Raw genomic sequence first — 24,337 nt, forward strand, 5'->3', positions numbered from 1 at the left:
CAGAACGTAGTAGGGCCTGCCGTTGAATTGGTGTATCTTAGGTTTTACAGGTTCAGATTCCTACCCTCCCGTAGTTCTGAGCTGGATGCACTCTTAAAGTCATTTCAATGGAGAAGTGATGTACTCCCGAATCTGTTGTCTGTTGACTCTCCTTGTTTTAACGTGCCACTCTGAACTGGGAGCGGGAGAACCTGTCTGGAAGAACTTCACTGCCAGCCCCTGGTTTGAAGAGCAGATCTCGTATCAGCATCTTGAACCCGATGTGCGTGCCATCATCGTCGCTCCGCTTCCCCGTCGCATTGCAGTCGAGAAGCCGACTCGCGTTGTGTTCTTCGCGACTCCCAATGGAAATACGATCGAACAGACACTGGGGTGTCAAAAACAGGAAGGACGCGACTGGCATTTTCAGATCCAGCAGATTGCCGCTCAGCACCGCCAGTGGCAGGCCTGGAATCCCCGGGAGAATCTGATCCTGGTCTGTCTGGAAGCCGAAGGTCTCAGCTGGCCACGCTGGCGGGCGCGTCACTCGGACAACCCTGTATTAATTCAGAACATCATTCGCAGCATTCTGTCTGAGATTCCGCTGAAAACACCACGGCTCACGCTGGCCTGTCACAGTGGGGGTGGCAGTTTTATGTGGGGATTTCTCAATGGCGCAGAACAGATTTCAGAACAGGTCGATCGGTTTCTCTTTCTGGATGCGAACTACTCTTTCAGTGTCGCGGATCAGCATGGTCAGAAGTTTCTGAACTGGCTCCAGGGGGATGAGAAACGCTGCCTGATTGTGATCTGTTATGATGACCGCAACGTACTCTTCCAGGGCAAGAAGGTCATCGGCCCGACGGGAGGCACTTACCGCGCGACGGGCCGCATGCGCGATCGGTTTGCCCGCGAGTTGAAGTTCCAGGAAACTCACTCGGGAGATTTACAGATCGCATCTGCCCTCAACGGCCGGTTGACTCTGATCACGCACCTTAATCCGCAGAATCGAATTCTGCATACCGCGCTGGTAGGCGACATGAACGGATACCTTTACGGTATGACAGTAAATACTCCACCCGGCCAGCAGATCAAATTACCGCAGGGACCCCGTCAGTATGTCCTCTGGATCCAACCGGAACCCTTCAAGGAACCGGTAGTGGAGAAGGCCGATTAAAACAGTGGCGCTTTCCCCAACTGGCGACGTATGACCGCCCACTGGCCGGCATGCATCATCCAGTGAGTCGCTTCTCCTGCAAAAATACAACCAACTGTTGGTCCCAGGTAGTTCACTTTTTCCGGCGCTGGTTGAGACAGCTGCTCATCACTCAGTGTCGCCAGCAGCTTTGAACTGGCTTCGCGCTGCTCGTGCATCAGCTGGAGATATTCGGCTTTACTCAGGAAGTCTCCCGGCTCATCACTGGCAGCGGTTTCTCTGGTGTGTCGTTCCGCAAATCCTGCGGGCAGCGCAGGCATCGCATCGGGGGCGACTTCCGATACATGCATGTGCTCACTCTGAATCAGGTGCCCCAGCTGCCAGGCGATGTGGTTCATGTTCTCTGCGGGTCTCACCAGCAATTCTGCGTCGGTCAGATCATCCAGGTACATGTTGACGACTGTGGTCGGAAGTTGCAGGGCTGCGGTAATGTGTTCTGCCAGGCTCATTATATGGCTCTCACTATCAAACAGGGATGATTCAGATTCGAGTAAATGCGATTATTGAAAAGCGACGGTTAGAGAATTTCCACGGGTTGTTTGCGCGGCGCCCAGAGCGCTTCGGCAAACTTGACACGACAGGTCTGACCGCGGTAGCGGGCCAGGTTCTCTTTTCCCTGCAGGGCTCCGTTGGATTGTGCGGGATCGTACTCGACGTTGCGTTGTAATGCCATATAACGTCCCAGCCATTCCTGAGATTTCTCCCAGTAATCCGTCACATCCACGAATGTGTCGGGTTCAAACCCAATGGTATGGCCCGGACCGTTATCGTAGTGATAAATCTTGCGCGGTCCTCTGAACCGATCCTCGTTCAGAACCCGTCCTCCATGATTCAAGGCGATTTTACTCAGCTGGGAGGCCACTGTGTGGTCGTGATGATGATCAAATTCCCAGAGCTGCAATGCGATGTCGGGTTTGATGTCGAGTACCGCGGCAGCCACTTTTTCTTTGGTTGCCTGATTGGTGTCATACCGGTGTGAGGCAAAATCCAGATAACGGGTTTCAATGCCGTAGTCCCGGGCAATGCGGACGACCCCCTCTTTAAATTCCGCTTCCCGCCCCTTGGTCGGGGGCCAGTTACTGTAGTCGCCGATCAGAATCAGCTGTACCACACGGTAGTTCTTGGCAACCGCCTGCAGCATGATCCCGGGGACGCCGTAAGCGCAGTCATCAAAGTGGGCTCCGATGGCGAGTAGTGTTTTCTGATCAGCCATGTCCGATATACTCCCTTCGAAGGAATCGTTTAAAATACAGAACCGCATCCGTTTGAATGTCGTATCTGATCATACCTGAGCAGGGCTGTGGTCGCTATGAATATGGGGCGGGATAGAAAAAGAAGGAGCCCGACCAGAAACATTGTTCTGGCCGGGCCTGGTTGATCAGAGTGCGCCTGATCGAGTAGTTTAGGCAGGACGTTTTTTAAGCGGGCGGGAGGTTATGCCAGTTCCGCGCGTTTGCTGGAACTGTTAATGAAAAACTCAAGGTATTCGGACTGGGCAATGATCAGGTCAAACAGTTCCTCAGCTGCCTCGAGGTTTTTGGTTTCAATAATATCTTTGACTGCTTCACACAAGTTTTGCGCGGGAGTGTAAATGTCGACCGGTGTTGCTTCCGACAGCTCACCCAGGGCACTCTTCAGATTATGAGCGAATGCCTGTTTGAGCTCTTCCCGGTCACGGGTTTTATATATGACCCCGGTGATCCCGAGTTTCTTTGCCAGTTCCAGTCGTTCCTGTTGTCGATTCTGAGTCTGGTTACCGGGCTGGATCGATGTCATCAGGAAATACATGGGGGCTTCAAGTTGGCCATCGTCGTTATAACGCTCCTGTTTCTGTACCTTGAGGAACAGATCCAGGCCGTCCAGCTCACGCATTACCAGTTCCGAGAACACGATTTTGATCTCGCTGTCCTGTTCCAGGATGGAAAGGGCTTCAAAACCGGAAGAGGCACAGATGACTTCATAACCCAACTCTTCCAGTAACCTGGTATGCACGTAGCAGGTATATCCAACATCATCAACAACTAATACTTTCATAGGCGCAATTCTCGATCAGGGGTGAATTCGTTTTTTTTCGGTACATCCACTTTAAAAAAACTGAAACTGTCATTCCTTTCGCAGTGAATTCTTTCTACTTGCTCGCACTCTGCGAAAAAAAGGGGGGAAACTCCATGAAAAAACACTCGACTCTGGTGAGAGGGAGTGTTCACTCGCAAATCACAACTTCGCAGCCAGCCTGCAGGCCGCTTGCGGTGTTTTTTGAAGTCGAACAGTTTGTGATTTAAAGTGTTTTGCATGATGTGTCCGTAAAAACTATATCACATATTTCTCTGCGTAAGCCTGATTTCGGTTCTCGTTCCAGCTTCCGAATCACCTGAAAATGCCACATTACCTGTTCATTTCCTTTCCTGTTTGAAGCCCTATTGCAACATTCACTCTGTCTGTTTACCGGACCTGTCAAAATGTGCCTGAAATCAGCGATTTTCTACTGCTGCGGAAATGTTGCTTTGGGACAACATCAGACCGCAGAATACTCCCCACTTTTTTCCGAAAATTCTGGGAGGTGATTGCCCGCCGAAGCGGGACTCAGTCTGGACTTTGCCAGAGGGGGGGCTTACGATTATAGGTTGAACAATTTTACCTCTGAAGCGGATCTGAATCTGTCTCAAATGCGTTTCATCAAACAGATAAGGGAATACAAATGAGTGAAGTCACACGTCGCAGTTTTCTGCAAACCAGCGCCGGTGCAGTGGCAGCAACTTCGCTGCTGAGCAATACCGCCCGTGCCGATGTGAATGGAAAAATCCGAGTCGCCGTACTGGGAGTCAACGGTCGCGGACGTACACACATCAAAGCCGTCGGCGATGTCGAAGGAGCCGATGTTGTTCTGCTCTGCGACCCCGATGAACAGGTTCTCGCGAAACGGGCCGCTGAATTCGAAAAGAAATACGGTCGCAAAGTGGAAACAGAGACCGATATGCGAAAGGTCTTTGATCGCGACGACATTGATGTCGTGACGGTAGCGACTCCCAATCACTGGCACTCTCTCGCCACCATCTGGGCCTGTCAGGCTGGTAAAGATGTTTATGTCGAAAAACCGGGTTCGCATAACCTGTTCGAAGGTCGCAAGATGATTGAAGCGGCTGACAAATATAAACGCATCGTCCAGCACGGCGTTCAGTTACGCAGCCAGCCTGCGATTCAGGAAGCGGTCGAACATCTCCGTAAAGGGACGATTGGAGATGTCTACATGGCGCGTGGCCTGGTCTTCCGCTGGCGTCCTTCGATCGGTAAAAAACCGAATGAAAAGGCACCTTCCTACCTCGACTGGAATCTCTGGCAGGGACCTGCTCAGGAAACCGATTTCTCCCGCCGTTATGTGCACTACAACTGGCACTGGACCTGGGATTACGGTAACGGCGATGTCGGAAACCAGGGCGTTCACGAAACCGACATGTGTCTCTGGGGACTGGACGTCAAACTACCTTCGCAGATCACTGCCATGGGCGGCAAGTTTCTCTGGGACGATGATAAAGTCACCCCGGAACTGCTGACGACGAACTACTTCTATCCGGAAGAGAACAAAATGATTCAGTTCGAAGTTCGTCCCTGGTGCACGAACACGGAAGATGGTGCCACCGTTGGTAATATCTTCTACGGTTCAGAAGGCTACATGGTCATCAAAGGTTATCAATCCTATGAGACCTATCTCGGCCAGAAACGGGAACCCGGTCCGAAGAACAGCGGCGACGATCCTGTCGTAGCTCACTTCACCAACTTCCTGGACGCCGTCCGTTCACGGAAAGCAGAAACGCTGAATGGTCCGGTTGAAACTGCTCACACGAGCTCCGGAATTGCTCACCTCGGTAACATCGCTTACCGTCTGGGACGGCAGCTGAACTTCGATCCGAAGACAGAACAGTTTGTAAACGATCCGGAAGCAGACAAGTATCTGACCCGTCAGTATCGCAAACCGTTTGTCGTACCCAACGAAGTCTAATCTACGACAAATACAGTTTATTGAATCGATCAACAGCACTGGAGCCCGGCTTCAGTGCTGTTTTTTATGCGCACTGTGAAAGAATTCACCAGGCAAAAAAATAGAGGCTGATCCGCGTTGCCGCAGATCAGCCTCCGGTTCAATTTCGTTTGGATCGAGGTGATCCTCACGAGTGGTGGTTGCCGATGACAACCCGCCAGTAGTCGCTAAGAACAACCACCTTTCTGGCTACAACAATAACTGTCCACTCAATCACCTCCTATTCTTTGTAAAACTCCCTGTTTCATCATCGGTCTGTAGCTCCAATTAGAATACAGGCTTCAGTCCTGTCGCACTGCGTGGGTGCGACACAGTCTACAATCATATTTTTGCAAATACTCGAGATCTGGCAATACCGATTTCTTGTCCTCTCGCGGAATTTCTCAAGAACAGGAATTACCTCAAAACCTAACTTATTCACCTTGAATGAGATAAGGATTTTGTATCTCGCCAGTATTTCAAACGAGGTCAGAATCGACTCTGCAGACCCGCGTCGAAAATACTGTTTTCCTGTGTACTGACACTCCTCCAGCAGGATGAGTTCGGAATTTTATTTTTGTTCTTCCGGTGCCATATGAGGTTCGAACACGGTCCGACTGGCCACCTCTGCCTGGCGGATGGCGGTGACGGCTTCGTCATACAATACTTCCTGACAACGCACCAGGTGCTTTTCCTTATTGGGCGTGATCCGCTCATAGACACCGTCAGCATTCAGTACCCGGGCCTTGGCGTTGTCTTCAAAATAACAGTTCAGAATTTTGATCAGTTTGTTCCGGCAGTTTTCTTCTTCAACGGGAACCAGCAGTTCCACCCGACGGTCGAGATTGCGTGGCATCCAGTCTGCACTGGAGATGAATACCCGCTCATCGCCTCCATGATAAAAATACAGAATCCGGGCATGTTCCAGGAAACGATCGATGATACTCACGACTTCGATATTTTTACTCAGCTTGGCAACTCCCGGGCGCAGGCAGCAGATGCCGCGAATATTTAGTTTGACTTTCACGCCGGCTTCGGAAGCCTCATACAGGGCATCAATGATTTCCGGGTCGACCAGAGAATTGATTTTGGCCACGATCCGCGCTTTCTGTCCCTGTTTCTTTCGCTCTGTTTCGTGATGGATCATATCCAGCAGTTTGTCGCGTAGACTGATCGGAGCCGCTTCCAGCTTCTGATATTTCTGGGGAATCGAATAACCGGTGATCGAATTGAAGAAGTTGATCGCATCGGAGGCGAGAACTTCGTCAGACGTGAAGTAACTGATGTCGCTGTAGATCTTGGCGGTAGCATCGTTATAGTTGCCGGTCCCGAAATGCATGTAGCGTTGAATTCCGTGAGGCTCGCGACGAATGATGCAGCAGATTTTGGCGTGGGTCTTGAGTCCTTTCACTCCATAGATCACCTGCACCCCTGCATGTTCAAGGTTTTTAGCCCATTCGATATTGCGGGCTTCGTCAAAGCGGGCCTTGAGTTCCACGATCACGGTGACATGCTTACCCTGCTCGGCAGCGCGAATCAGGGCTGCCACAATCGGGCTGTGTTTACTGGTACGATACAGAATCTGTTTGATGGCGAGCACATCCGGATCGATGGCTGCTTCTTCTACCAGCCGGACCACAGGCTCAAAGCTCTCGTAAGGATGGCAGAGCAGAATGTCCTGACGGGTAATGTTTTCAAACATACTGATTCGCGGATTCACTTCCGGAGAAGGCTGGGGAGGCCAGTTAGCATCCTTCTGGCTGTCGAAGCCGGAAATGTCGGTCAGTCGCATGAACGCAGTCAGATCCAGGGGGCCGGGAATGCGATAGACGTTCTCATCCAGTACCCCCAGACCACGCTCCAGAAATTCCAGGGTTTCAACGGAAACCGATTCGGCAATCTCCAGGCGAATGCAGTCGCCCTGCTTACGCTGATCGAGCATGTCTTCCATCTGGTGCAGCAGGTCTGAAGCGAATTCATCCTGCAGACTGACATCGGCGTTTTTTGTCACGCGAAAAGGAATGCATTCCAGAACTTCTTCGCCCCGGAAAAAATGTTCAATAAACAGACAGACGGCATCTTCCATCGGCAGATACTGATAGCCGCCTTCCGAAGGGAGCGTGATGAAACGAAAATCGGTGCGACCGAAGGGGATGATGGCAAACCGGTCCCGGGGCTTTTTACTTTTTTCATCGGGGCTCAGTCGTACCACAATGTTGAGCGTGTGATTGACCAGGTAAGGAAAATCCATATGCGGCGTCACGGCCATCGGTGTCAGGACCGGATAGATCTCATCCCGAAAGACGTGTTCTACGATTCTGCGTTGTGAGTCTGAAAGTTCGAGGGGATTGACGCGTTGAAAGCCGGCCTCTGCCAGCGGTGGTTCAATCTCTTTCAACAGACACTGATACTGATCCACCATCATTTGATGAGCGCGCAGGCTGACGGCTTCCAGTGTTTCTTTAGCGGTCATCCCAGAGGGATCTGTACTCGTATTACCACTGGCCTGCAGCAGGTGTAAGCCGCCCACGCGGACCATAAAGAACTCATCCAGATTGGAACTGGTGATGGCCAGAAATTTCAATCGTTCCAGTAAGGGAATACTCGGATCGTGGGCTTCATCCAGAACGCGTTGATTGAATTCCAGCCAGCTTAATTCACGGTTCAGGTAATTCGCAGTATTCGAAGCCATGGGCAAACTGATGTCCTGTTGGATATGGATGATGACTCAATCGGCAGTGATATCGAGTCCGCTGCCGGATGTTCCTTATTGTTTTTTTCTCAAATGGACTTTCATTCCGAAGACTTCTTCGAACAATGGTCCTTTTTCCACAAGCGCGATCTGTTCCAGAGAAACGTCTTCCACGTGGGGAATGGAAATAATTAACTGTCCCTGAGTAATTTCACATTCAATTTCCTGCACGCGTTGCGAGTAGGAATAATCCAGTGCGTCGGCAACGCGAAGAATAGCCGCCATCTTGGCGATCGCGATGCGACTGAAACGGTCTAAAGTGGAATACCCCTGGTGAGTCGCTTTGGGAGAAGCTCTCCGGTGGTAACGGGCAATCAGCGCCACCAGCAGCAGATCGACCTGACCGAGACCAAACAGGTTCCCGTTGCTGATCAGGTACATGGAATGTTTGTGGTAGCCGCGCTGGTTGACGTAAATGCCGATCTCGTGCAGCAGCGATGCGGTATAAAGCAGCAGTCGGTTTTTGGCGTCCAGCTTATGCTCGTTGTGCAATGACTGAAACAGCGTGTCGGCCAGAAACGCAACATGCCGGGCATGGGCCTCGTCGAAGTCGAACCGTTTCCCAAAGTCGATTGAGGAGCGGATTACCTGCTGATTGAACTCGTCAGTCCAGTTGTTCTGGTCAGCCATTTCTTTCAGCAGACCATCGCGGAAGTTCGCTTTGGTGACGTAGATGTGTTTCTGCTGGTAAGCCTCGGCCAGCTTGGTATAGGCCAGCAAGGCAGGCCCCAGAGTCTCTGCATCGGTAAAGGAGAGGTGGTAAGTCTGTGCCAGCTCATCCTCGCTCTGCTGAAGAATCCGATCAGTGAACTTGCTCAATTCCGAGACTTTGAGGCGATCCAGTTCGTCAGGTGAATTGCCAGGGTCCGGAATTTCATCATCGGGACGCAGCTGTGCGAGGGCAAATCGGACGTCGCCTCCCAGCACCACCAGTTTGATCGATTTATCCCCGGGGACTTCGTGGGTGATCTGCTGAATCACGCGTTCGATCTGGTTTTCCATGATCGTTCGCTCTTTGGAAAGAGGCACCCGGTATCCTTTGAGCATCTCCCGCAGACGGAGTGCTCCCAGCCGGTAGTTACTGGAGAACAGCACGTTCCCTTCCTGGACCAGCAGCAGTTCTGTCGTTCCGCCTCCGATTTCGGTGACGATTGTCTGAGCTTCATCCAGATTGGGTTTCGCTGTCAGGTAGGGACGGATCCCCTGGTAGGTGATGCGGTTGACCTCCGCTTCATCCAGTGGTGAGACTTCAAACCCGGTGGCGATGAAAATCCGGTCGGTAAACGCCAGGCGGTTGTCTGCTTCACGGACCGCACTGGTAGCGACCACGCGAATCTGGTCGTCACGGGTGATCTGATATTCATCCAGACGGCGGCGATAGCTTTTAAGAATACGAACGCATTCTTCCATCGTCGACTTCTGAATGTTTCGCGTCTGAAAAGTATCCTTCCCCAGCGTGACCGCCTGAGAGAGACGCTCCAGAGCATAGACCGTACCGTCTTCCTTGATCTCGGCAATCGCCATACGGATGGCACCGGTGCCGATATCGATCACAGCAATTAAACGATTGGGCATGGATTCCAGTCGGCTGGATCCACCACTCGCCTCAGCTGGAGGGGAATCTTTTGTGTTCATACCTGTGTTTTAATTCTCGAGGATGACTGTTCCTGAATGACTTTCTGAGCCCAGGCGGCTACTCCCATGACGCTGGAATCATCTCCCAGCTGGGCAGCGACGACTTTAAATGAATCTTTGAATGTCGGCATGACATTGTGCCGCGTGGCTTCCGAGACCGCTTCGACGAACAGGTCGGGCATCGCTTCCACAAGTCCCCCTCCCAGTACGATGACTTCGGGGGAAAGGGTGTGGACCATGTTACCTGCTGCAATTCCGATGTACTCGGCAGCCCGCAGAATAATTTTTCGTACACTTTCATCGCCCCCTTTAATCGAGGAAGCGAGAATGCCGCTGCGGATATCAGACAAGTCTGTGCCTGCCAGCGAGCGGAGCTTGGGAGCGTCACCACGGTAAGCTGCCTGAGCTGCAGCGGCGGAGATCGCCAGTCGACTGGCCAGCGCCTCCAGACAGCCATACTGTCCACACCCGCACTCGGGACCTCCCGGAAGGACTTTGATATGCCCGATTTCCATACAGGAGCTCTTACTGCCCTGAATCAACTGTCCTCGATAGACGGCTCCTCCGCCGATCCCCGTTCCCGGGAAGATGCCCAGCGTCGAACTCGCCCCCCGAGCGGCGCCGAAACGATATTCGCCATAGACACCCGCATCGACATCATTACAGAGGATCACAGGGCAACCGAACTCTTTCTCCAGTACCTGCTTAACCGGGGCATTGTACCAGCCGAGATTGGGGGCCTCGAAGATGATGCCCTGTTCGAGGTCCAGCGGTCCCGGACAACCCACGCCGATCCCAGCCAGTTCGGCAGGTGTGAGACCTGCTTCTTCCAGTGCCTGATGAATTGTCTGAGCCATCCGCTCGAGACCGAGTTCCACCCCTGCGTGCCCCTTGGTTTTTCGGCGCTTCTTTCCCAGGGTTTTATATTGTGCATCAAAGATCTTGGCGAGCATCTTCGTGCCCCCCAGATCGAAACCTGCCCAGTAGCCGCTCTTTGGTTGAACCGAATCAGTAGACATCTTCCAGTTTTCTATCTCAAGGATTTTGCTCTGCTGGTGTGTCAGCGTTAGAAGCGGCTCACCACTTCTCGACTGAACTCATTTTATTATAGCGAAAAGTTCTTATCTCGTGAATTCTGACGGTTTTAGAACTCGAGAAGCAAGATGGAGCATGAAATTTATACGATTCTTTACCAAATGGAGTCGATGATGCGGGATTTGAGCGGGAACAGTCCCCATTTATCGAGGATTCAGCCTCGGATATGAATCCAGTTCGCTGTTGACTTTAGTGTCTGCGTCAACTTGGATAAACTAATCGAAATGTAAGTGAAGCGAATTTCTCTGGAAAGGCGCTGTGTACGTAAGTCTATAAGTCCTTAGGGTTCCCGAGTAATGTATTTCCAGTTTCCTTGTGAAAAGTGTTCCAAAAAACTCAAAGTCCGCGATGAGAACGTTGGTAAGAAAGTCCGCTGTCCTTATTGCCATCATACGATGACAGTCAAAAAGCCTGAAACGCCCATCATCGATACGTCGGTTGATGTCAGCAGTTCCTCAGCGAGCAAATCGACAACCAGTAGTCGGGAAACCAAAAAACACGTATCCAGCGGCTGGGCTGACGGGACTGAAGTCAGTCTTTCCAAGAGTGGTCTGATTGCCGTTGGTATCTCCATCGCCTATCTCGCACTGATGTTTCCCATTCGGAATTACTATTTCGGGGAACTCTTCCTGGACCGCGGCATGGTGCCTTATGCTCTGGTCTTTCTGATGAGCTGGTCCGGCACCATCCTCGTTCTGAAATACTTCAAGCTGGTCAAGCAGAAGGAATCGATGCTGTTTGACACGCTGCCCACGGATATTTCGGAGGATATCTCTGAGAAAACCGTTCCTAAATTTATCGATCACGTGAGAAATCTCCCCGTCGATCCCCGTGAAAGCTTTCTGGTGAACCGGGTTTTGCGAGGTCTCGAACACTTCCGGGTTCTGAAAAGCAGTTCTGAAGTTTCCAACCGACTGCAGTCGCAATCGGAAATCGATGCGACCGCCGTTGATTCCAGTTATACGATTCTGAAGGTCTTCATCTGGGCTATTCCGATTCTCGGGTTCATCGGAACCGTGATCGGGATTAGTGCCGCGGTGGGGGGCTTCTCAGGCGGTATGGATAAAGCCCAGGACATTTCCGCTCTGAAAGAGTCGCTGGGAAGCGTGACCGGTGGTTTGTCGACCGCGTTCGATACGACGCTGGTCGCGCTCGTGATGAGTATGCTGGTGATGTTCCCCAGCAGTTCCATGCAGAAATCGGAAGAAGACCTGCTGAACTGGGTTGATGAATACTGTAATGAAAACCTGCTGAAGCGACTCAAGGAAAGTGATCATGGCGGCGGCGGAGGAGACGAGAAAGACCATCGACGCCTCATACAGCGAACCATCGATAAAGCGATGGCCAACCACCATGCCGAGTTACAGACGTGGATAGAAAAGCTGGAGGGCATCGGCGAAACCCTGTCTCAATCGGTGATGAAATCCTGGGGCAAGATCGACGAAAAAATTCGTGCACAGCAGGAAGAGCAGATTTCGCAGGTGCAGGAGGTCGTCAAGCAACTGGAAACGGTTGAGGAGAAGATGACCGAGCTGCAGGCAGCACACACGTCTCATCTGGAGAAGATGAATGGTGAAGCAACTGAAATGGCCGAAGCCGCCGGTGTGCTGACCCAGTCTTTCAATGGCGTTCAGCAGGGACTGAATGGACTGAATACCGTGCTGACCAACCTGGGAGAGAAACAGGTTCTGATTCAGCAGGTAGAAGCCCCCCGCAAGCGTTGGGGACTGTTTGGGAATTCAAGGAAAGTGCGATAACGTGGCGCGACGAAAGAAAAATGATGAAGAAACGGTCTCTCTCTTCCCGTTTCTGAGTATTCTTGCCTGCGTGATTGGTGTGCTGACGCTGATGATTACCGCCATGGCGCTCAGCCAGATGGATCAGCAGGATGACTCCTGGAAACGCGTAGAAGAATACGAAGAGAACATTAAGGAGATCAAAGAGAAAGAGCAGGAGCTGGAAGAGGTCGAGACTGAGGTCGCAGATTTATCGAAACTGAATCGCCAGTTGATGCTGGCCCTGGAAGAGTTGAAGAAGCTCAAACAGGAAAAACAGAAACTGCCTTCTGACATCAAGCCGGAAGAGAAAGTAAAGCTGCTGGCCGAAGCCAATCGTCTGGAAAAGCGGATCGAAGAAATTAAGGACGATCCCAAGAAGCTCCAGGAAGAAATTGACAAGCTCAAGAAGGAACTGGATAAACGGGAAAACCCGGTCGCTGCCGAAGTCAGGATTCAGCCGGGCGGGAGCGGCGTTGATCTGAACCCGACCTTTATCGAATGTACGAAAAACGGAATCGTTGTCCTGGACGGTCCCTCCAAGGATCTGCATGTCCGTCGTGACGACCTCCGCAAAAGCCTGCCGTTCGTGGAGATGCTCGATAAAATCGGTGCTCAGCCGAAAGGGACCGTGATCTTCCTGATTCGTCAGGATGCCGTCTACACTTACAATATTGCTTCCAGCGTGGCCCGTTCACGTTATTGTCCCAACGGGAAGCTGCCCGTCGAAGGGAACGGTAAAATCGATCTGAGTAAGTTCAAAAACAGTTCAGGTTGACCGCTGTCACTTCGAAGCTGGTTTTCGGGCGATGATCTGGATGCCCTGTATTGATATGAAAAAAGCTCTGCCAGTTTGATCTGACAGAGCTTTTCTTATTTAGTTGACTGACGAACTCAGTTCTGTTTTCTCAGGTCGTAGCACATCAGCACATCCTGATCCCGCAGGTAGAGTTTGCCGCCACAGACGACCGGGTGTGCCCAGGCTTTGCCCAGCACCTGATCCGCCTTGAAGCTCCCTTTGAGAATATATTCTTTGGGATTGGCTTCAATCAGGGCGACTTCACCACTCTGGTAGCGATAGATCAAATTGCCATCAGCGAAGACCACTGCAGCGGATCCGGAACCTTCACCCCGGATTTTGCCACCCCAGGCAACTTTGCCGGTTTTCAGGTCGAGGCAGAGGGGGAAGCCATTGTTGTGACCGTGGCCACAATAAATATGATCCTTGTAGAGGACCATACCACCATGGTGATTTTGCAGAGTCTTGGGATCCAGGAAGTAAACTTCTTCCGCTTTGATACCATCTCCCTCTTTGGAGAGCTTGAGCAGAGCACTGCCTGTACCATAACCGGTGGAACAGAATACATAATCGCCGGAAACGATGGGAGTTGGAATGTTGGCGACACCGTTGGCAACCGGATTGTAGTTCCAGAGCAGTTTGCCGTCGCTGGCACGTACGCCAATCACACCGCGACCGGTGAGCTGCACATACTGTTTGACGCCACCAGCGTTGGAGATCACGATGGAAGAGTAGCCGGCTCCATCTTTCCCTTTTTGGCCCAGATCGGAAACAGATGTCCGCCAGATTTCCCGCCCCGTCGTTTTATCCAGGGCAACCATCATGGCGTCTTTTCCGCCCGGTGTGCAGAGGACCCAGTCCCCGTCGACCAGGGGGGATTCAGAGAACCCCCATTTAGACATCATTTTGCCATCCCATTCGTCCTCGAAGTTTTTCGTCCAGATGACTTCGCCGTCAGCGACGCTCAGGCAGGAAATGGCTCCATTGGAGGTGATGGCATACAGACGATCGCCATCGATGGCAGGAGTGCAACGGGCTCCCGGATAACCGTGTTCCGGATTCAGCTCGAGCAGATTGGTTTTCCAGAGAATTTTACCGTCATCAATATTAACGGCGATGACGGCCTGACCCTCGGGCAGGTTTCCTGTGGTAAACAGGCGGTTGTCCTTAATGGAAACTCCGGCATACCCCTTGCCCAGACCAGTCGCGGTCCAGGTCAGTCTGGGGGGCGTTGCATTCCAGTCCTGCAGGAGACCGGTGTCCGACGAATGGTTCTGGCGATTCGGACCGCGCCACTGCTCCCAGGAGTCAGAGAGTTTGGTCGGTTCCAGAGCATGGGCAGACATGGTCAGTCCGCCAACGAGTAAAGCTCCCAGGAACAGACGAATGGGCATCGAGAAGCTCATAGTCAATTAATCCTTTTGTGTGATCTTAAAGACAAAGGGGGGAAATTAGTCTGAGGCAATCCCGGCTTTCCGGGTGTGGGTGGTTCGGGCAAGCGGGACGCAGGTATTCAGGTAAGACACGTAAGCTCCTGCTGATTATATGTGCCGGTTCCATCGGCTGCAATCAATGGTTTCCAATTCCGATTGAGCGGGGGGAATTCTTTCAGACGGGCAGGGTGAACAATAAAGAGTTCCAGTCTCAGTCGGAGATTCCCAAAGCGGTATCAATCCTGTGCTGAAGCTCTGTGGGAGTCAGGTCGGAGATACGAAAGACCTTCAACCCGGCGGTGTCTCCTTTGATGAGCTCAATCTGAGAGCGTTTCAGTTGGAGTCCATTCTGTAGCACTTTGAGCAGGGCTTTATTCGCTTTACCCTTTTCCGGAGCCTGTGTAACGCTGACTTTAAGCCGACCGTCGTGTACGCCTTCGATCTGATTCCGGCTGGCTTTCGGTTGTGCCCGAACCGGCAGCAGTACTGCAGAGCCGTCAGATTCCAGGTTCAGGGATGCTGTCACGATGAACACTCATTCTTTAATCAGAGGACTCCAGCCCTTCGTACAGGGCGCTGCCGACTCGTACCAGGGTTGCACCTTCTTCGATGCCCGTTTCAAAATCGCCACTCATGCCCATCGAAAGTTCCTGGAGCGAAACATGCTCCGGTGAACATTGCTGCAACTCGTCGCGGAGTTCGCGTAACTCACGAAAGACCGGACGAGCCAGTTCCCGATCTTCGACATGCGGAGCCATCGTCATCAGCCCTGCAATCTTTACATGCGAGACCTGACAGAGAGACTCCCACTCTGCCGTCAGAGATTCCCGGGAAAACCCTTTTTTGCTGGCTTCCCCTGCGAGATTGACTTCGATCAGAACTTCCGGCTTAAACTCCGACTCACCAGCAATACGATCAATGGCTTGCAGCAACTTCAGTGAATCAACCGAATGAATCAGGTTACAGTGCGCAATCGTACGTCTGACCTTATTGCGCTGTAACGGGCCAATGAAGTGCCAGCGTAGTTCGGGAGAGAGCAGGGTAGCCCGCTCTTCCAGTTGGGGAGTCCGGCTTTCACCCAGATCCAGGCATCCCAGTTCCACCAGTGCCTGAACCCACTCTAATCGGGCGTATTTGGTGACAGCTACCAGTCGGACGGACTGCGGATCACGCTGTGCGCGTTGGCAAGCCGCATCGATGCGGTTTTGTATGCGGGTGTAATTATCATGAATGATCACATTCAGGTCGTCCATTACCGGCCTGTCCTCATGCTGTTCTCAGTAGACGAGAGCGGTGCCCGTAAGCTCTCGGGCTCAGACAATTATCATACTGGTAGAGAATGCGAATTCAACAGTGTCAGATCTGCCGGGAATATACTCAGGCAATGACTTTGCCCAGGAAGCGGACGCCGTATTCCCAAAAGTGCTCTTCTTCAACTTCCTTCTGGCGAACGATTTCAGCTCGGAACCAGGTGACCTGATCAGCGCCCACGGGAACACCAACGCGAATCTGGGTCTCATAGATGCGCATCGGGTAGATAAACGAGAGTCCCGACTGGGAGATAGAGCGGGACCAGACTTTGGTCATTGCCTGGTCGAATTCCTGGGTGCCATCCGGAATCGACAACCAGACCAACCCGCGGAAATTCTTGCGTTCGTGCGCCCGCTTTTCTGAATAATGAGCGCTGGTTCGCGCGTCAAGGCGATCCAGGGTGTCCAGAACACGATTGATGGCACGGTTCTGTTTTTCACTATATTGTTCAAGGCTTATCAGACTCATCACTCACACTCACTAGGGAAAATCTTACGACTGAGGGGACATTCATAAAGTTCTGAATTTCAGTCAGCTTGATGAAAAGTGTTTGTATACGCCTTCACTCTTTTAGAACTATAGGTCCAATTCGAATACAGTCAAATCCCTCCTGAAACAAATCGATACCTTTTGATGTGTGGGTTGAAGAGTCAGATGGTAACTCTCTATGTATCAACGGTTTGCAGGTCCGAAAGAAAATCTTTCAATGAGGAGACTTCTTCGTTGAGGCATTCCATGAACTGCTCAGCAGCGCCGGAATTACGGGAGTTGATAATCCCCTGTACCACGTTTTTGACGCTCTGGGTGGGAGTATAGAGGTCGATCGCTTTATCTGAGGACGAAATCTGGGGCACGCCCATTGCCATTTCGTGTAAAGACTGTTTGAGTTCTTCCTGATCAAGTGGCTTAAACATGATTCTGGATATCCCCAGTTCGTCAGCCAGCTTAAGACGCATGACATCTTTATCCTGCGAATTCTTTTCCATACGGAGTGCCGTCATCAGGATGAACTGTGGAGGATCGAGGGGGCCTTCATCGGTGAACCGTTCCAGATGCTGGGCCTCCATATAAAGATCGACACCGTCCATGCCGCGCATCATCAGATCGGTAATTACAATATTTATATCGTTATCCATTTTCAGCATTTTTAATGCTTCGAACCCCGATGTGGCAGAACAGACTGAGTATCCGAACTGTTCAATCAAACGGGTATGGAAGTGACACGTGTATCCAACGTCGTCAACGACTAAAACTTTCATGGCGGTACACCCTTCTAGGTGGGTTTGGTCTCAACTGAAATTCTATTACAGGGACTGATTGACCTCAGTTTTTAAGGTCTCTAATTCGGTCAGCAGGGCATTGATCTCTTGTTCCAGTGTTTGAAACTTGCTCTGGCTCGCCTGGAGGTCTGCCGATTTGCCGTCATTTTCCAGTGACTGCAGCAGTGGATAAGGTCCGGTTTGAGTGTAGTTTCCGACAGTTCCCTTGTAGGCGTGGGCGACTTCCGCGAGCAGACCTGCATCATTACTGTCAATCGCCCGACGGATGTCCTGCATCTGTTCCGGAGCCAGGGCCACAAACAGATCAATCAGTTCGGTCAGGAATTCAACATCGTTGATTGCCATATCCAGAACCTGTTCTGGTTGGATCAAACGCCAGGTGCCTGTAGATTCAGCTGAACTTGAATTCGTCATTTTGGAGAGATCCTTGCCGGGACGGGGGTTTTAAATGCCCCTGCAGAAGATTTCTGAAGAGGTAAAAAGCTCGAGAACCGGTTGAAATGAAAAATAAACTGGTCTAATTTCAAACCTAGTTCTTGATTTTCAGGATCAGCGTGGATTATTCGAAATGCGTAGAAACACGGAGCGTTTCTGTGATGATTTTGTCGGCTATGCAGGTTGCTGACTGATAAATCGGATAGATATATCAAAAAGTATCAGTTCACAAACGGATAGAGAAGAGCCGTGTTTTACACTGTGAGGTAAATCACTGCAGGTGGATTCTCTCTGACAGAATCTTCTCTCGATTAAATCTGAAAATCATCTGTCGCTGTAGCTGAGTGCTCCAGTTCGGCGAGGACTTCGCGCACAAGTGCTTCCTGGATCTCTTTGAAGACTTCTACGCGCCCCAGGCAGGTGGGCAATACAAATCGCAGTTTGCCACCGACCGTTTTTTTATCGAGTTTCATTCGATCAATGATGTCATCAGCACTCAGGGAAACTCCCTCAGGAAGTTGCACGGGCAATCCCAGAGCTGAGAGCAGGTGAATCTGACGTTCCGTATCATGCTTCGAAATCAGATCCAGTTTTTCCGCAAGGGTGCTGGCGTAGATCATGCCGATTGCCACTGCCTCGCCATGCATGAGCTCACCATAGCCGCATAACGCTTCGAAGGCGTGAGCAAACGTATGTCCGTAATTCAAAATGGCTCTCAAACCTGTACGTTCATGCTCATCCTGCTCTACGACCTCTGCCTTGAGTTCGCAACTGCGGGCAATGATATTTCTCAATACTTCCGGATCTCGTTCATTAAGACCGGCGACATTCTCTTCCAGGTATTGAAAGAATTTGGCATCCAGGATGACACCATACTTGACCACCTCAGCCAGTCCACTGCGATAATCGCGTTCCGGCAGAGTTTCGAGCGTAGACGTATCGATAAAGACTCCCACAGGCTGGTAGAAGGCACCAATCAGGTTTTTGGCCTGCGAATGATTGACGCCTACTTTTCCACCTACGGAACTGTCCACATGAGCCAGCAATGATGTCGGCACCTGCACGAAAGGCAGACCTCGGACGTAAGTCGCTGCGACAAATCCACCCGCATCTCCAGTGACGCCTCCCCCGACAGCAATCAGCACGGTCTGGCGATCAGCTTTCATTGCCACCAGACGGTCGTACAGTTCAGAAATCACGGGCAGTGACTTCGATTTTTCACCCGGTTCGATGATCGCGGTTTCCCATTTCCAGCCTTGGGCAGTCAGACTTTTTTCGATATGGGTAGTATGGAGTTTCGAGAGGTTCCGATCCGTGACAATAAATGCCGTCTTATGCCCTTCCTGAATCGCATTATGATAGGCTGGACTCTGGCTCATCCAGGTTTCCAGTGTCTCTGCAAACCGGTCAAACTGATGGCTGACCACCGAAATATGATAACTGCGGGGGCCCAGAGCAACGTTAACATCTAAGCTTTCTGACACGGTAATTCCTTCATCCAGAATCGAATCAAGACGACAGCCCCTGAATTGTCTATTGATTTGATCACGACCGGGCTGATCTGAAAAGCGATTCTATCCTAACTCTGACGGAGTTTGAAGTCATCCGCCTACAGACGGAAATCCAGTGCCGAGCGTGTTTTTCAGGGGCCGCACGTGACAATCTGCTCCGGCCTGCTAAAATAACTGCGAATATGATCAAACCAGTCGACAGTCCGATTCAGTCGATGCAGGATCTGGTCCCGATACTGGCACGCAGTGATGGATTTTCTGCTGTCATGGAGGCTCTCAAGGCCGGCCAGAGCGGGACAATTGACGGAGCCTGGGGGGGATCGTGCGCGCTGACCACCGCAGCGGTCGCCACATCATTAAAATCACCATTGCTGGTCGTGTTGCCCCGCCTCGCAGAAATAGATGAATTCACAGGAGATCTGGCCAGTTTTCTGGGGGCAGTGCCGGATATCTTTCCTGCCTGGGAGACACTCCCCGACGAACATGATGTGGCTGATGCCGTTTTCGGGGCCCGCCTGAGGGTTCTCAGTCAGTTGCTGCAACTGGAATCTGCTACTGAAGATCGGCAGCAGGTGTTTGTTACCTCCTTTCCAGCCCTGTTACAGCCGGTTCCCAGTCGTAAAGCACGTGAAGCTGCCACGCGGACCCTCCGTGTGGGAGACGAAATCGAGACCGAGTCGTTCATGAGCTGGCTCATGGAACGGGGCTTCGAGCGTACCACGGCGATCGAACTGCCCGGCGAATTCAGTATGCATGGCGGGATCCTGGATATTTATTCTCCCGACGCTCAACTACCGATCCGAATTGAACTGTTCGGGGACGAAATCGACTCGATCCGACAGTTTGATGTAGAGACACAGCGGACCGTCGAGACCTGTCAGCAGATCGATCTCACCCTGATTGCACCTGACAGCGGGCAGACAACCTCACGACGTACGGAAGCGCGGGACTCGGCGGAAACAGCGTCCGAGAGCCTGCTGGATAATCTTCCTCAAGATACCTGTATCGTGCTGATCGAACTCCCCGAATTGATCGAAGAAGGAAAACGGTACCTGGATCGGCTGGACAATCCCCGTGGTCTGTTTAGCGTTCCGGCGACCATGTCCCGTTGTACCGACTTTCCGACTGTCACGATCGCCCCGATCTCTGCAGAATCGATGGAAGTCTCCTGTCATTTACAGATTGAATCGATTGAACGCTTCACGCGCGCGAAATCGGAAATGATCGAAGAACTGGCTTCGATAACCGGTCCACAGGACCGAATTGTGGTCTGCTGTCATAACCAGGGAGAACAGGACCGACTGCGGGAGTTGCTGAATGAGTCAGACCTGGATATCTCTGAGCGGGTCACCACCAGCATTGGTAATCTGGCTCTGGGATTTCGGATCGTCCCAGAACATCTCGTTGTACTGAGTGACCATGAACTGTTTGGTCGCGCCGATATCCGCCATAAACCCCGCAAACGCAAGGTGGAAAGCCGGGCCATCGACAGCTTTCTGGATCTGAATTTAGGCGATTATGTCGTGCATTTGACGCACGGGATTGCACGCTTCAAAGGACTGGAACTGCTGGAAAAAGATGGTTGCCGCGAAGAGCATCTCTCGCTGGAATTTCGTGAAAAAGTCCAGATGTATGTGCCTGTTTCGCTGGTCCATCTCGTACAGAAATATATCGGCGGTGGAAAACATGTTCCCCAACTCTCCAAACTGGGAACGCGCGGCTGGGCCAGCAAGAAAGAAAAAGCTGCCCAGGCTGTGCGGGATATGGCCAGCGACATGCTCCGGCTGCAGGCAATGCGTTCGGCGCAGCCGGGCATTGCTTATCCACCGGACAGTCACTGGCAGAAAGAGTTCGAAGCATCTTTCCCCTATAACGAAACCAGCGATCAGCTGCATGCGATCAGCGATGTGCGACACGACATGGAACGTCCTCAACCCATGGACCGCTTGATTTGCGGGGACGTCGGTTATGGGAAAACTGAAGTTGCTATTCGTGCCGCTTTTAAAGCCATTGATGCCGGCCGACAGGTGGCGATGCTGGTCCCCACCACGGTGCTTGCCGAACAGCATACGCGTACTTTCAGTGAGCGCATGGCGGATTATCCGATTACAGTCGCGGGGCTCTCACGGTTCAAAACCAAAGCAGAGCAGCGGGCAATTCTGGAAGGGATGGCCAGTGGCAGTGTCGACCTGGTGATCGGCACGCATCGCTTGATTCAGAAAGATATCAAGTTCAAAGATTTGGGGTTGCTGATCATCGATGAAGAGCAGCGGTTCGGTGTGGAAGCGAAGGAGATGCTCAAGCATCTGCGATTGCAGATTGACGTTTTGACTTTGAGCGCAACACCTGTTCCGCGGACCCTGCATATGTCGTTGTTGGGGATTCGGGATATCTCCAATCTGACCACAGCACCACGGGATCGGGTTCCCATTGAAACCCGTATTTCCCGCTTCGATGAAGAGCTTCTTCGGCATGCGATTGTACGGGAATTAAACCGTAACGGGCAGGTTTATTTCGTACATAACCGGGTTCATGATTTGCAGAAATACGCGGATCGGCTTCAGCAGATTGTTCCGGAAGCGAGTATCGGAATCGGCCATGGTCAGATGAAAGAATCAGAGCTGGAAGCAGCCATGCTCAATTTCGTGTCTGGCCGAGTCGACATTTTTGTCTGCACCACAATTGTGGAAAGTGGACTGGATATTCCCAATGCCAATACCATCTTTATCCATGATGCAGGAAACTATGGCCTGTCTGACCTGCATCAGTTGCGGGGACGCGTCGGTCGCTCGCACCATCGCGCTTACTGTTACCTGCTGCTGCGTGATGGTCAGATTCTGACGCCCATAGCTGCCAAGCGGTTAAAGGCGATTGAAGAATACAGCGAGTTGGGAGCAGGGTTTAAAATTGCCATGCGCGACCTTGAGATTCGAGGGGCAGGCAATATCCTGGGAACGGAGCAGAGCGGACATATTGCCGCCGTCGGTTACGAACTTTATTGCCAGCTTCTGGAAAAAGCCTGCAAAAAACTCAAAAATGAGCCCCTCCGCGAGCATCATCACGTCGCCATCGATCTACCTGTGACAGCTTATCTGCCCTCCGATTACATCCCTCCCGGGCGAATTAAGATTGAGTTTTACCGCAAGCTTTCCGCGGTCCGAAGTCTGGAAGAACTGGCTGCGCTGGAAGAGGAAATGCAGGATCGCTTTGGAGCTATCCCCGAACCAGTACACACTTTAGTTGCGTTGAAAGAAATACAGATTTTGTGTCAGCGCTGGCAGATCGACAGTATTCATCTGGAAGATCACTTCGCCGTTCTGGGGTATCGCGATAAAAATCATATTCTCGCTCTGGCGAAAAGTAATAAGAAACGCATCCCGGTGAGAATCGTGGATCATAAATCTGCCTACATCCCGCTGCCGGCACAGGCAGATGCCGTTGAGTCTATAATGCTAGAGCTCAAATCGGTATTGCAACAAAGTTTCGATCCGGCATATAATCTCGCCTCGTCGTCCTGAATGGTTTCAGAATTGGGCAATCGAGAAGCTCAATTCCAGCCACAGAGGGATGATTAAGATGGTGTCGAAGTCCAATCTCCCTTCCTTACATTTCCCATGTAAACCGGGCTGCTGACAACATCAGAAACTACGTTGTCTCTCAAATTCCCAATTAATTAGTTCGTTCATCAACTGCAGGATGCTCTTGATGCGCCACGCGCAAATCTATTTTCTGATACTGGCATTGCCTGGCTTATTCGGGTGTGAAACTACTCCCAAAGTAGATAACCCCGTGCTGGGACCACCACCGCCGCGCCTGGAGTCCGCTCTGAAGCAGCAGAAACTCGAAGAGACTGCCGTTGCCCGGCACACCCAGGAACGAAATGAACTGATCGAAGGTGATTTTTCAGAATCCGATAACCCCTTCGAAACACCGATCGTCACCGCGTCGACTACCTCCGAGGAAATCTCCATCAGCCCAGCCGGGGATGATGTAGAAGAACTTCGCGACAGTACGGTTGTGGCCATCGTCAACGGATTACCCCTGTTCGTATCTGATATTCTGGGAGTCTACGAATTCCAGTTGCTGCAGGCTGAACAGCGGATGGATTCGGAAGATTACAAAAAACTACGGCAGGCACTCGTCAAGCGTGACTTGAAAGGCCATGTCGAACGGTTACTCCTGCTGCACGAAATGAAAAGCACGCTCAAGAAAGAGCAACTCGATCAGCTGAATCAGCACCTGGAAACGGCGTTTGACGATCAGCGAGTCCCTGAACTTCAGAAGCAGATGGGTGTCAACTCTCCACAGGAGCTGGAAGAAAAACTTAATTCTCAAGGCCGCAGCCTGATTTTTGAAAAAGACCTGTTCATGAAACAGCAGGCTGCTGTGCAGTTCATGGCTGTCAAAGCCAAAGCGAAAGATCAATTCAGCCGGGAAGAAGTTCTGGCCCGGTATCGATCCAGAATCAAAGACTACGAAGTCCCCGCCAAAGTGCAGTGGCAGCGAATCCGGATTACTTACTCCAAACACGGTGGCAAGGATAAAGCCATCGCTGTGCTGGATGAAGTCATTCACAAACTGCAGTCCGGTGCCGACTTTGGGGAGATCGCAAAACAATACTCTGATGGAACCCGTTCCGATAAGAACGGATCCTGGGGCTGGACCCGGCGTGGCAGCCTGGCAGAGGCAGAAATTGAAGAAGCGCTGTTTTCACTCCCCGTGGGTGAAGTCAGCCAGGTATTCGAAACAGAAAGCTCTTTTCAAATCGTAAAGGTCAATGGTCGTAAAGAAGCAGGGCATGTCCCCTTTGCTGATGTCCAGGGAAAACTGGAACAAACCATGATTACAGAATCCCGAATGAAAGCCACCAAAGACATTCTGGATAAGCTGTATGCCAAAGCCATTATCGAATCGAAGTTTGAAATTGAACGCGAAGACGATGTAAAACCTGCAAATGCAACATCGGATTCAAACTGAAATATGAACTTCTGATGAAGACAAAAGTCATGAAATACAGACTCAAAAACTTTTTTGAAAACCGTACAAACTTTTTTGCAAATATTGTCATAAACATATTGACCTGATCTGCGGAAATAGATTA

At 51.4% G+C, this 24,337-nt stretch carries 19 protein-coding genes; 6 read left to right on the forward strand and 13 right to left on the reverse strand.

What is annotated here, in order from left to right:
• Window positions 1-118 precede the first annotated feature (118 nt).
• Entirely contained in the window at window positions 119-1,156 is a 1,038-nt protein-coding gene (locus tag F1728_RS21080) for a hypothetical protein (protein WP_155365733.1), read from the forward strand.
• Here F1728_RS21080 and F1728_RS21085 read toward each other — a convergent pair.
• From F1728_RS21085 to F1728_RS21095, 3 genes are all read right to left on the reverse strand, one after another.
• Window positions 1,153-1,644, reverse strand: a complete 492-nt coding sequence (locus F1728_RS21085) for a DinB family protein (RefSeq protein ID WP_155365734.1) — start codon at window positions 1,642-1,644, stop codon at window positions 1,153-1,155. The genes F1728_RS21080 and F1728_RS21085 overlap by 4 nt on opposite strands.
• A 68-nt stretch (window positions 1,645-1,712) precedes the next feature.
• Window positions 1,713-2,408 (reverse strand): PIG-L deacetylase family protein, encoded by a 696-nt coding sequence (locus tag F1728_RS21090; protein WP_194242461.1) that lies wholly within the window; start codon window positions 2,406-2,408, stop codon window positions 1,713-1,715.
• 221 nt (window positions 2,409-2,629) lie between these two features.
• Window positions 2,630-3,229: a response regulator gene (locus F1728_RS21095; protein ID WP_145190201.1), complete on the reverse strand. Its 600-nt coding sequence runs from the start codon at window positions 3,227-3,229 to the stop codon at window positions 2,630-2,632.
• A gap of 664 nt (window positions 3,230-3,893) precedes the next feature.
• Here F1728_RS21095 and F1728_RS21100 point away from each other — a divergent pair.
• On the forward strand, window positions 3,894-5,192 hold the full coding sequence (locus tag F1728_RS21100) for a Gfo/Idh/MocA family protein (protein WP_149344271.1): 1,299 nt from the start codon (window positions 3,894-3,896) through the stop codon (window positions 5,190-5,192).
• Between the two features lie 589 nt (window positions 5,193-5,781).
• Here the strand turns inward: F1728_RS21100 and ppk1 are convergent.
• The 3 genes from ppk1 to F1728_RS21115 form a co-directional block, all read right to left on the reverse strand.
• Window positions 5,782-7,902 (reverse strand): polyphosphate kinase 1, encoded by a 2,121-nt coding sequence (gene ppk1 / locus F1728_RS21105; RefSeq protein WP_155365736.1) that lies wholly within the window; start codon window positions 7,900-7,902, stop codon window positions 5,782-5,784.
• Window positions 7,903-7,977: 75 nt separating this feature from the next.
• Window positions 7,978-9,537, reverse strand: coding sequence for a Ppx/GppA phosphatase family protein (locus F1728_RS21110; RefSeq protein ID WP_228030271.1), 1,560 nt, complete (start codon window positions 9,535-9,537; stop codon window positions 7,978-7,980).
• Window positions 9,538-9,593: 56 nt separating this feature from the next.
• A complete protein-coding gene (locus F1728_RS21115; RefSeq protein ID WP_155365738.1) occupies window positions 9,594-10,616 on the reverse strand; it encodes an ROK family protein in 1,023 nt (340 codons plus the stop codon).
• 372 nt (window positions 10,617-10,988) lie between these two features.
• Here F1728_RS21115 and F1728_RS21120 point away from each other — a divergent pair, with 372 nt between their 5' ends.
• Both F1728_RS21120 and F1728_RS21125 read left to right on the forward strand, forming a co-directional pair.
• Entirely contained in the window at window positions 10,989-12,449 is a 1,461-nt protein-coding gene (locus F1728_RS21120) for a MotA/TolQ/ExbB proton channel family protein (protein ID WP_155365739.1), read from the forward strand.
• A gap of 1 nt (window position 12,450) precedes the next feature.
• Window positions 12,451-13,245: a hypothetical protein gene (locus tag F1728_RS21125; RefSeq protein WP_145442482.1), complete on the forward strand. Its 795-nt coding sequence runs from the start codon at window positions 12,451-12,453 to the stop codon at window positions 13,243-13,245.
• 116 nt (window positions 13,246-13,361) lie between these two features.
• Here F1728_RS21125 and F1728_RS21130 read toward each other — a convergent pair whose 3' ends face one another.
• From F1728_RS21130 to aroB, 7 genes are all read right to left on the reverse strand, one after another.
• Window positions 13,362-14,672 carry a PQQ-binding-like beta-propeller repeat protein gene (locus F1728_RS21130; protein WP_228030272.1) on the reverse strand — a complete coding sequence of 437 codons (1,311 nt, stop codon included), beginning with the start codon at window positions 14,670-14,672 and terminating at the stop codon, window positions 13,362-13,364.
• A gap of 238 nt (window positions 14,673-14,910) precedes the next feature.
• Window positions 14,911-15,225, reverse strand: a complete 315-nt coding sequence (locus F1728_RS21135; RefSeq protein WP_194242462.1) for a DUF167 domain-containing protein — start codon at window positions 15,223-15,225, stop codon at window positions 14,911-14,913.
• Window positions 15,226-15,241: 16 nt separating this feature from the next.
• Complete coding sequence (locus F1728_RS21140; RefSeq protein WP_155365741.1) at window positions 15,242-15,952, reverse strand: YggS family pyridoxal phosphate-dependent enzyme; 711 nt, start codon at window positions 15,950-15,952, stop codon at window positions 15,242-15,244.
• Window positions 15,953-16,076: 124 nt separating this feature from the next.
• On the reverse strand, window positions 16,077-16,478 hold the full coding sequence (locus F1728_RS21145; protein WP_149344283.1) for a PilZ domain-containing protein: 402 nt from the start codon (window positions 16,476-16,478) through the stop codon (window positions 16,077-16,079).
• Window positions 16,479-16,675: 197 nt separating this feature from the next.
• Window positions 16,676-17,269, reverse strand: coding sequence for a response regulator (locus tag F1728_RS21150; protein WP_155365742.1), 594 nt, complete (start codon window positions 17,267-17,269; stop codon window positions 16,676-16,678).
• Between the two features lie 45 nt (window positions 17,270-17,314).
• Entirely contained in the window at window positions 17,315-17,704 is a 390-nt protein-coding gene (locus F1728_RS21155) for an Hpt domain-containing protein (RefSeq protein WP_145190175.1), read from the reverse strand.
• A 332-nt stretch (window positions 17,705-18,036) separates the two neighbouring features.
• Complete coding sequence (gene aroB / locus F1728_RS21160) at window positions 18,037-19,209, reverse strand: 3-dehydroquinate synthase (RefSeq protein WP_155365743.1); 1,173 nt, start codon at window positions 19,207-19,209, stop codon at window positions 18,037-18,039.
• 209 nt (window positions 19,210-19,418) lie between these two features.
• On the opposite strand from aroB, the gene mfd reads away from it, so the two are divergent.
• Both mfd and F1728_RS21170 read left to right on the forward strand, forming a co-directional pair.
• A complete protein-coding gene (gene mfd, locus F1728_RS21165) occupies window positions 19,419-22,754 on the forward strand; it encodes a transcription-repair coupling factor (protein WP_155365744.1) in 3,336 nt (1,111 codons plus the stop codon).
• A 187-nt stretch (window positions 22,755-22,941) separates the two neighbouring features.
• Window positions 22,942-24,213, forward strand: a complete 1,272-nt coding sequence (locus F1728_RS21170; protein ID WP_194242463.1) for a peptidylprolyl isomerase — start codon at window positions 22,942-22,944, stop codon at window positions 24,211-24,213.
• Window positions 24,214-24,337 lie beyond the last annotated feature (124 nt).

Origin of the sequence: Gimesia benthica (assembly GCF_009720525.1) — a bacterium.
Classification (GTDB): domain Bacteria; phylum Planctomycetota; class Planctomycetia; order Planctomycetales; family Planctomycetaceae; genus Gimesia; species Gimesia benthica.

What these genes read in the sequence shown, in the direction of transcription:
- F1728_RS21120 (WP_155365739.1), top strand. Translation starts at nt 10,989, where the DNA reads ATGTATTTCCAGTTTCCTTGTGAAAAGTGTTCCAAAAAACTCAAAGTC.
- F1728_RS21100 (WP_149344271.1), top strand. Translation starts at nt 3,894, where the DNA reads ATGAGTGAAGTCACACGTCGCAGTTTTCTGCAAACCAGCGCCGGTGCA.
- F1728_RS21095 (WP_145190201.1), bottom strand. Translation starts at nt 3,229, where the DNA reads ATGAAAGTATTAGTTGTTGATGATGTTGGATATACCTGCTACGTGCAT.
- F1728_RS21140 (WP_155365741.1), bottom strand. Translation starts at nt 15,952, where the DNA reads ATGGACGACCTGAATGTGATCATTCATGATAATTACACCCGCATACAA.
- F1728_RS21085 (WP_155365734.1), bottom strand. Translation starts at nt 1,644, where the DNA reads ATGAGCCTGGCAGAACACATTACCGCAGCCCTGCAACTTCCGACCACA.
- F1728_RS21080 (WP_155365733.1), top strand. Translation starts at nt 119, where the DNA reads ATGTACTCCCGAATCTGTTGTCTGTTGACTCTCCTTGTTTTAACGTGC.
- F1728_RS21130 (WP_228030272.1), bottom strand. Translation starts at nt 14,672, where the DNA reads ATGAGCTTCTCGATGCCCATTCGTCTGTTCCTGGGAGCTTTACTCGTT.
- mfd (WP_155365744.1), top strand. Translation starts at nt 19,419, where the DNA reads ATGATCAAACCAGTCGACAGTCCGATTCAGTCGATGCAGGATCTGGTC.
- F1728_RS21110 (WP_228030271.1), bottom strand. Translation starts at nt 9,537, where the DNA reads ATGCCCAATCGTTTAATTGCTGTGATCGATATCGGCACCGGTGCCATC.
- ppk1 (WP_155365736.1), bottom strand. Translation starts at nt 7,902, where the DNA reads ATGGCTTCGAATACTGCGAATTACCTGAACCGTGAATTAAGCTGGCTG.
- F1728_RS21145 (WP_149344283.1), bottom strand. Translation starts at nt 16,478, where the DNA reads ATGAGTCTGATAAGCCTTGAACAATATAGTGAAAAACAGAACCGTGCC.
- F1728_RS21115 (WP_155365738.1), bottom strand. Translation starts at nt 10,616, where the DNA reads ATGTCTACTGATTCGGTTCAACCAAAGAGCGGCTACTGGGCAGGTTTC.
- F1728_RS21090 (WP_194242461.1), bottom strand. Translation starts at nt 2,408, where the DNA reads ATGGCTGATCAGAAAACACTACTCGCCATCGGAGCCCACTTTGATGAC.
- F1728_RS21150 (WP_155365742.1), bottom strand. Translation starts at nt 17,269, where the DNA reads ATGAAAGTTTTAGTCGTTGACGACGTTGGATACACGTGTCACTTCCAT.
- F1728_RS21155 (WP_145190175.1), bottom strand. Translation starts at nt 17,704, where the DNA reads ATGACGAATTCAAGTTCAGCTGAATCTACAGGCACCTGGCGTTTGATC.
- F1728_RS21170 (WP_194242463.1), top strand. Translation starts at nt 22,942, where the DNA reads ATGCGCCACGCGCAAATCTATTTTCTGATACTGGCATTGCCTGGCTTA.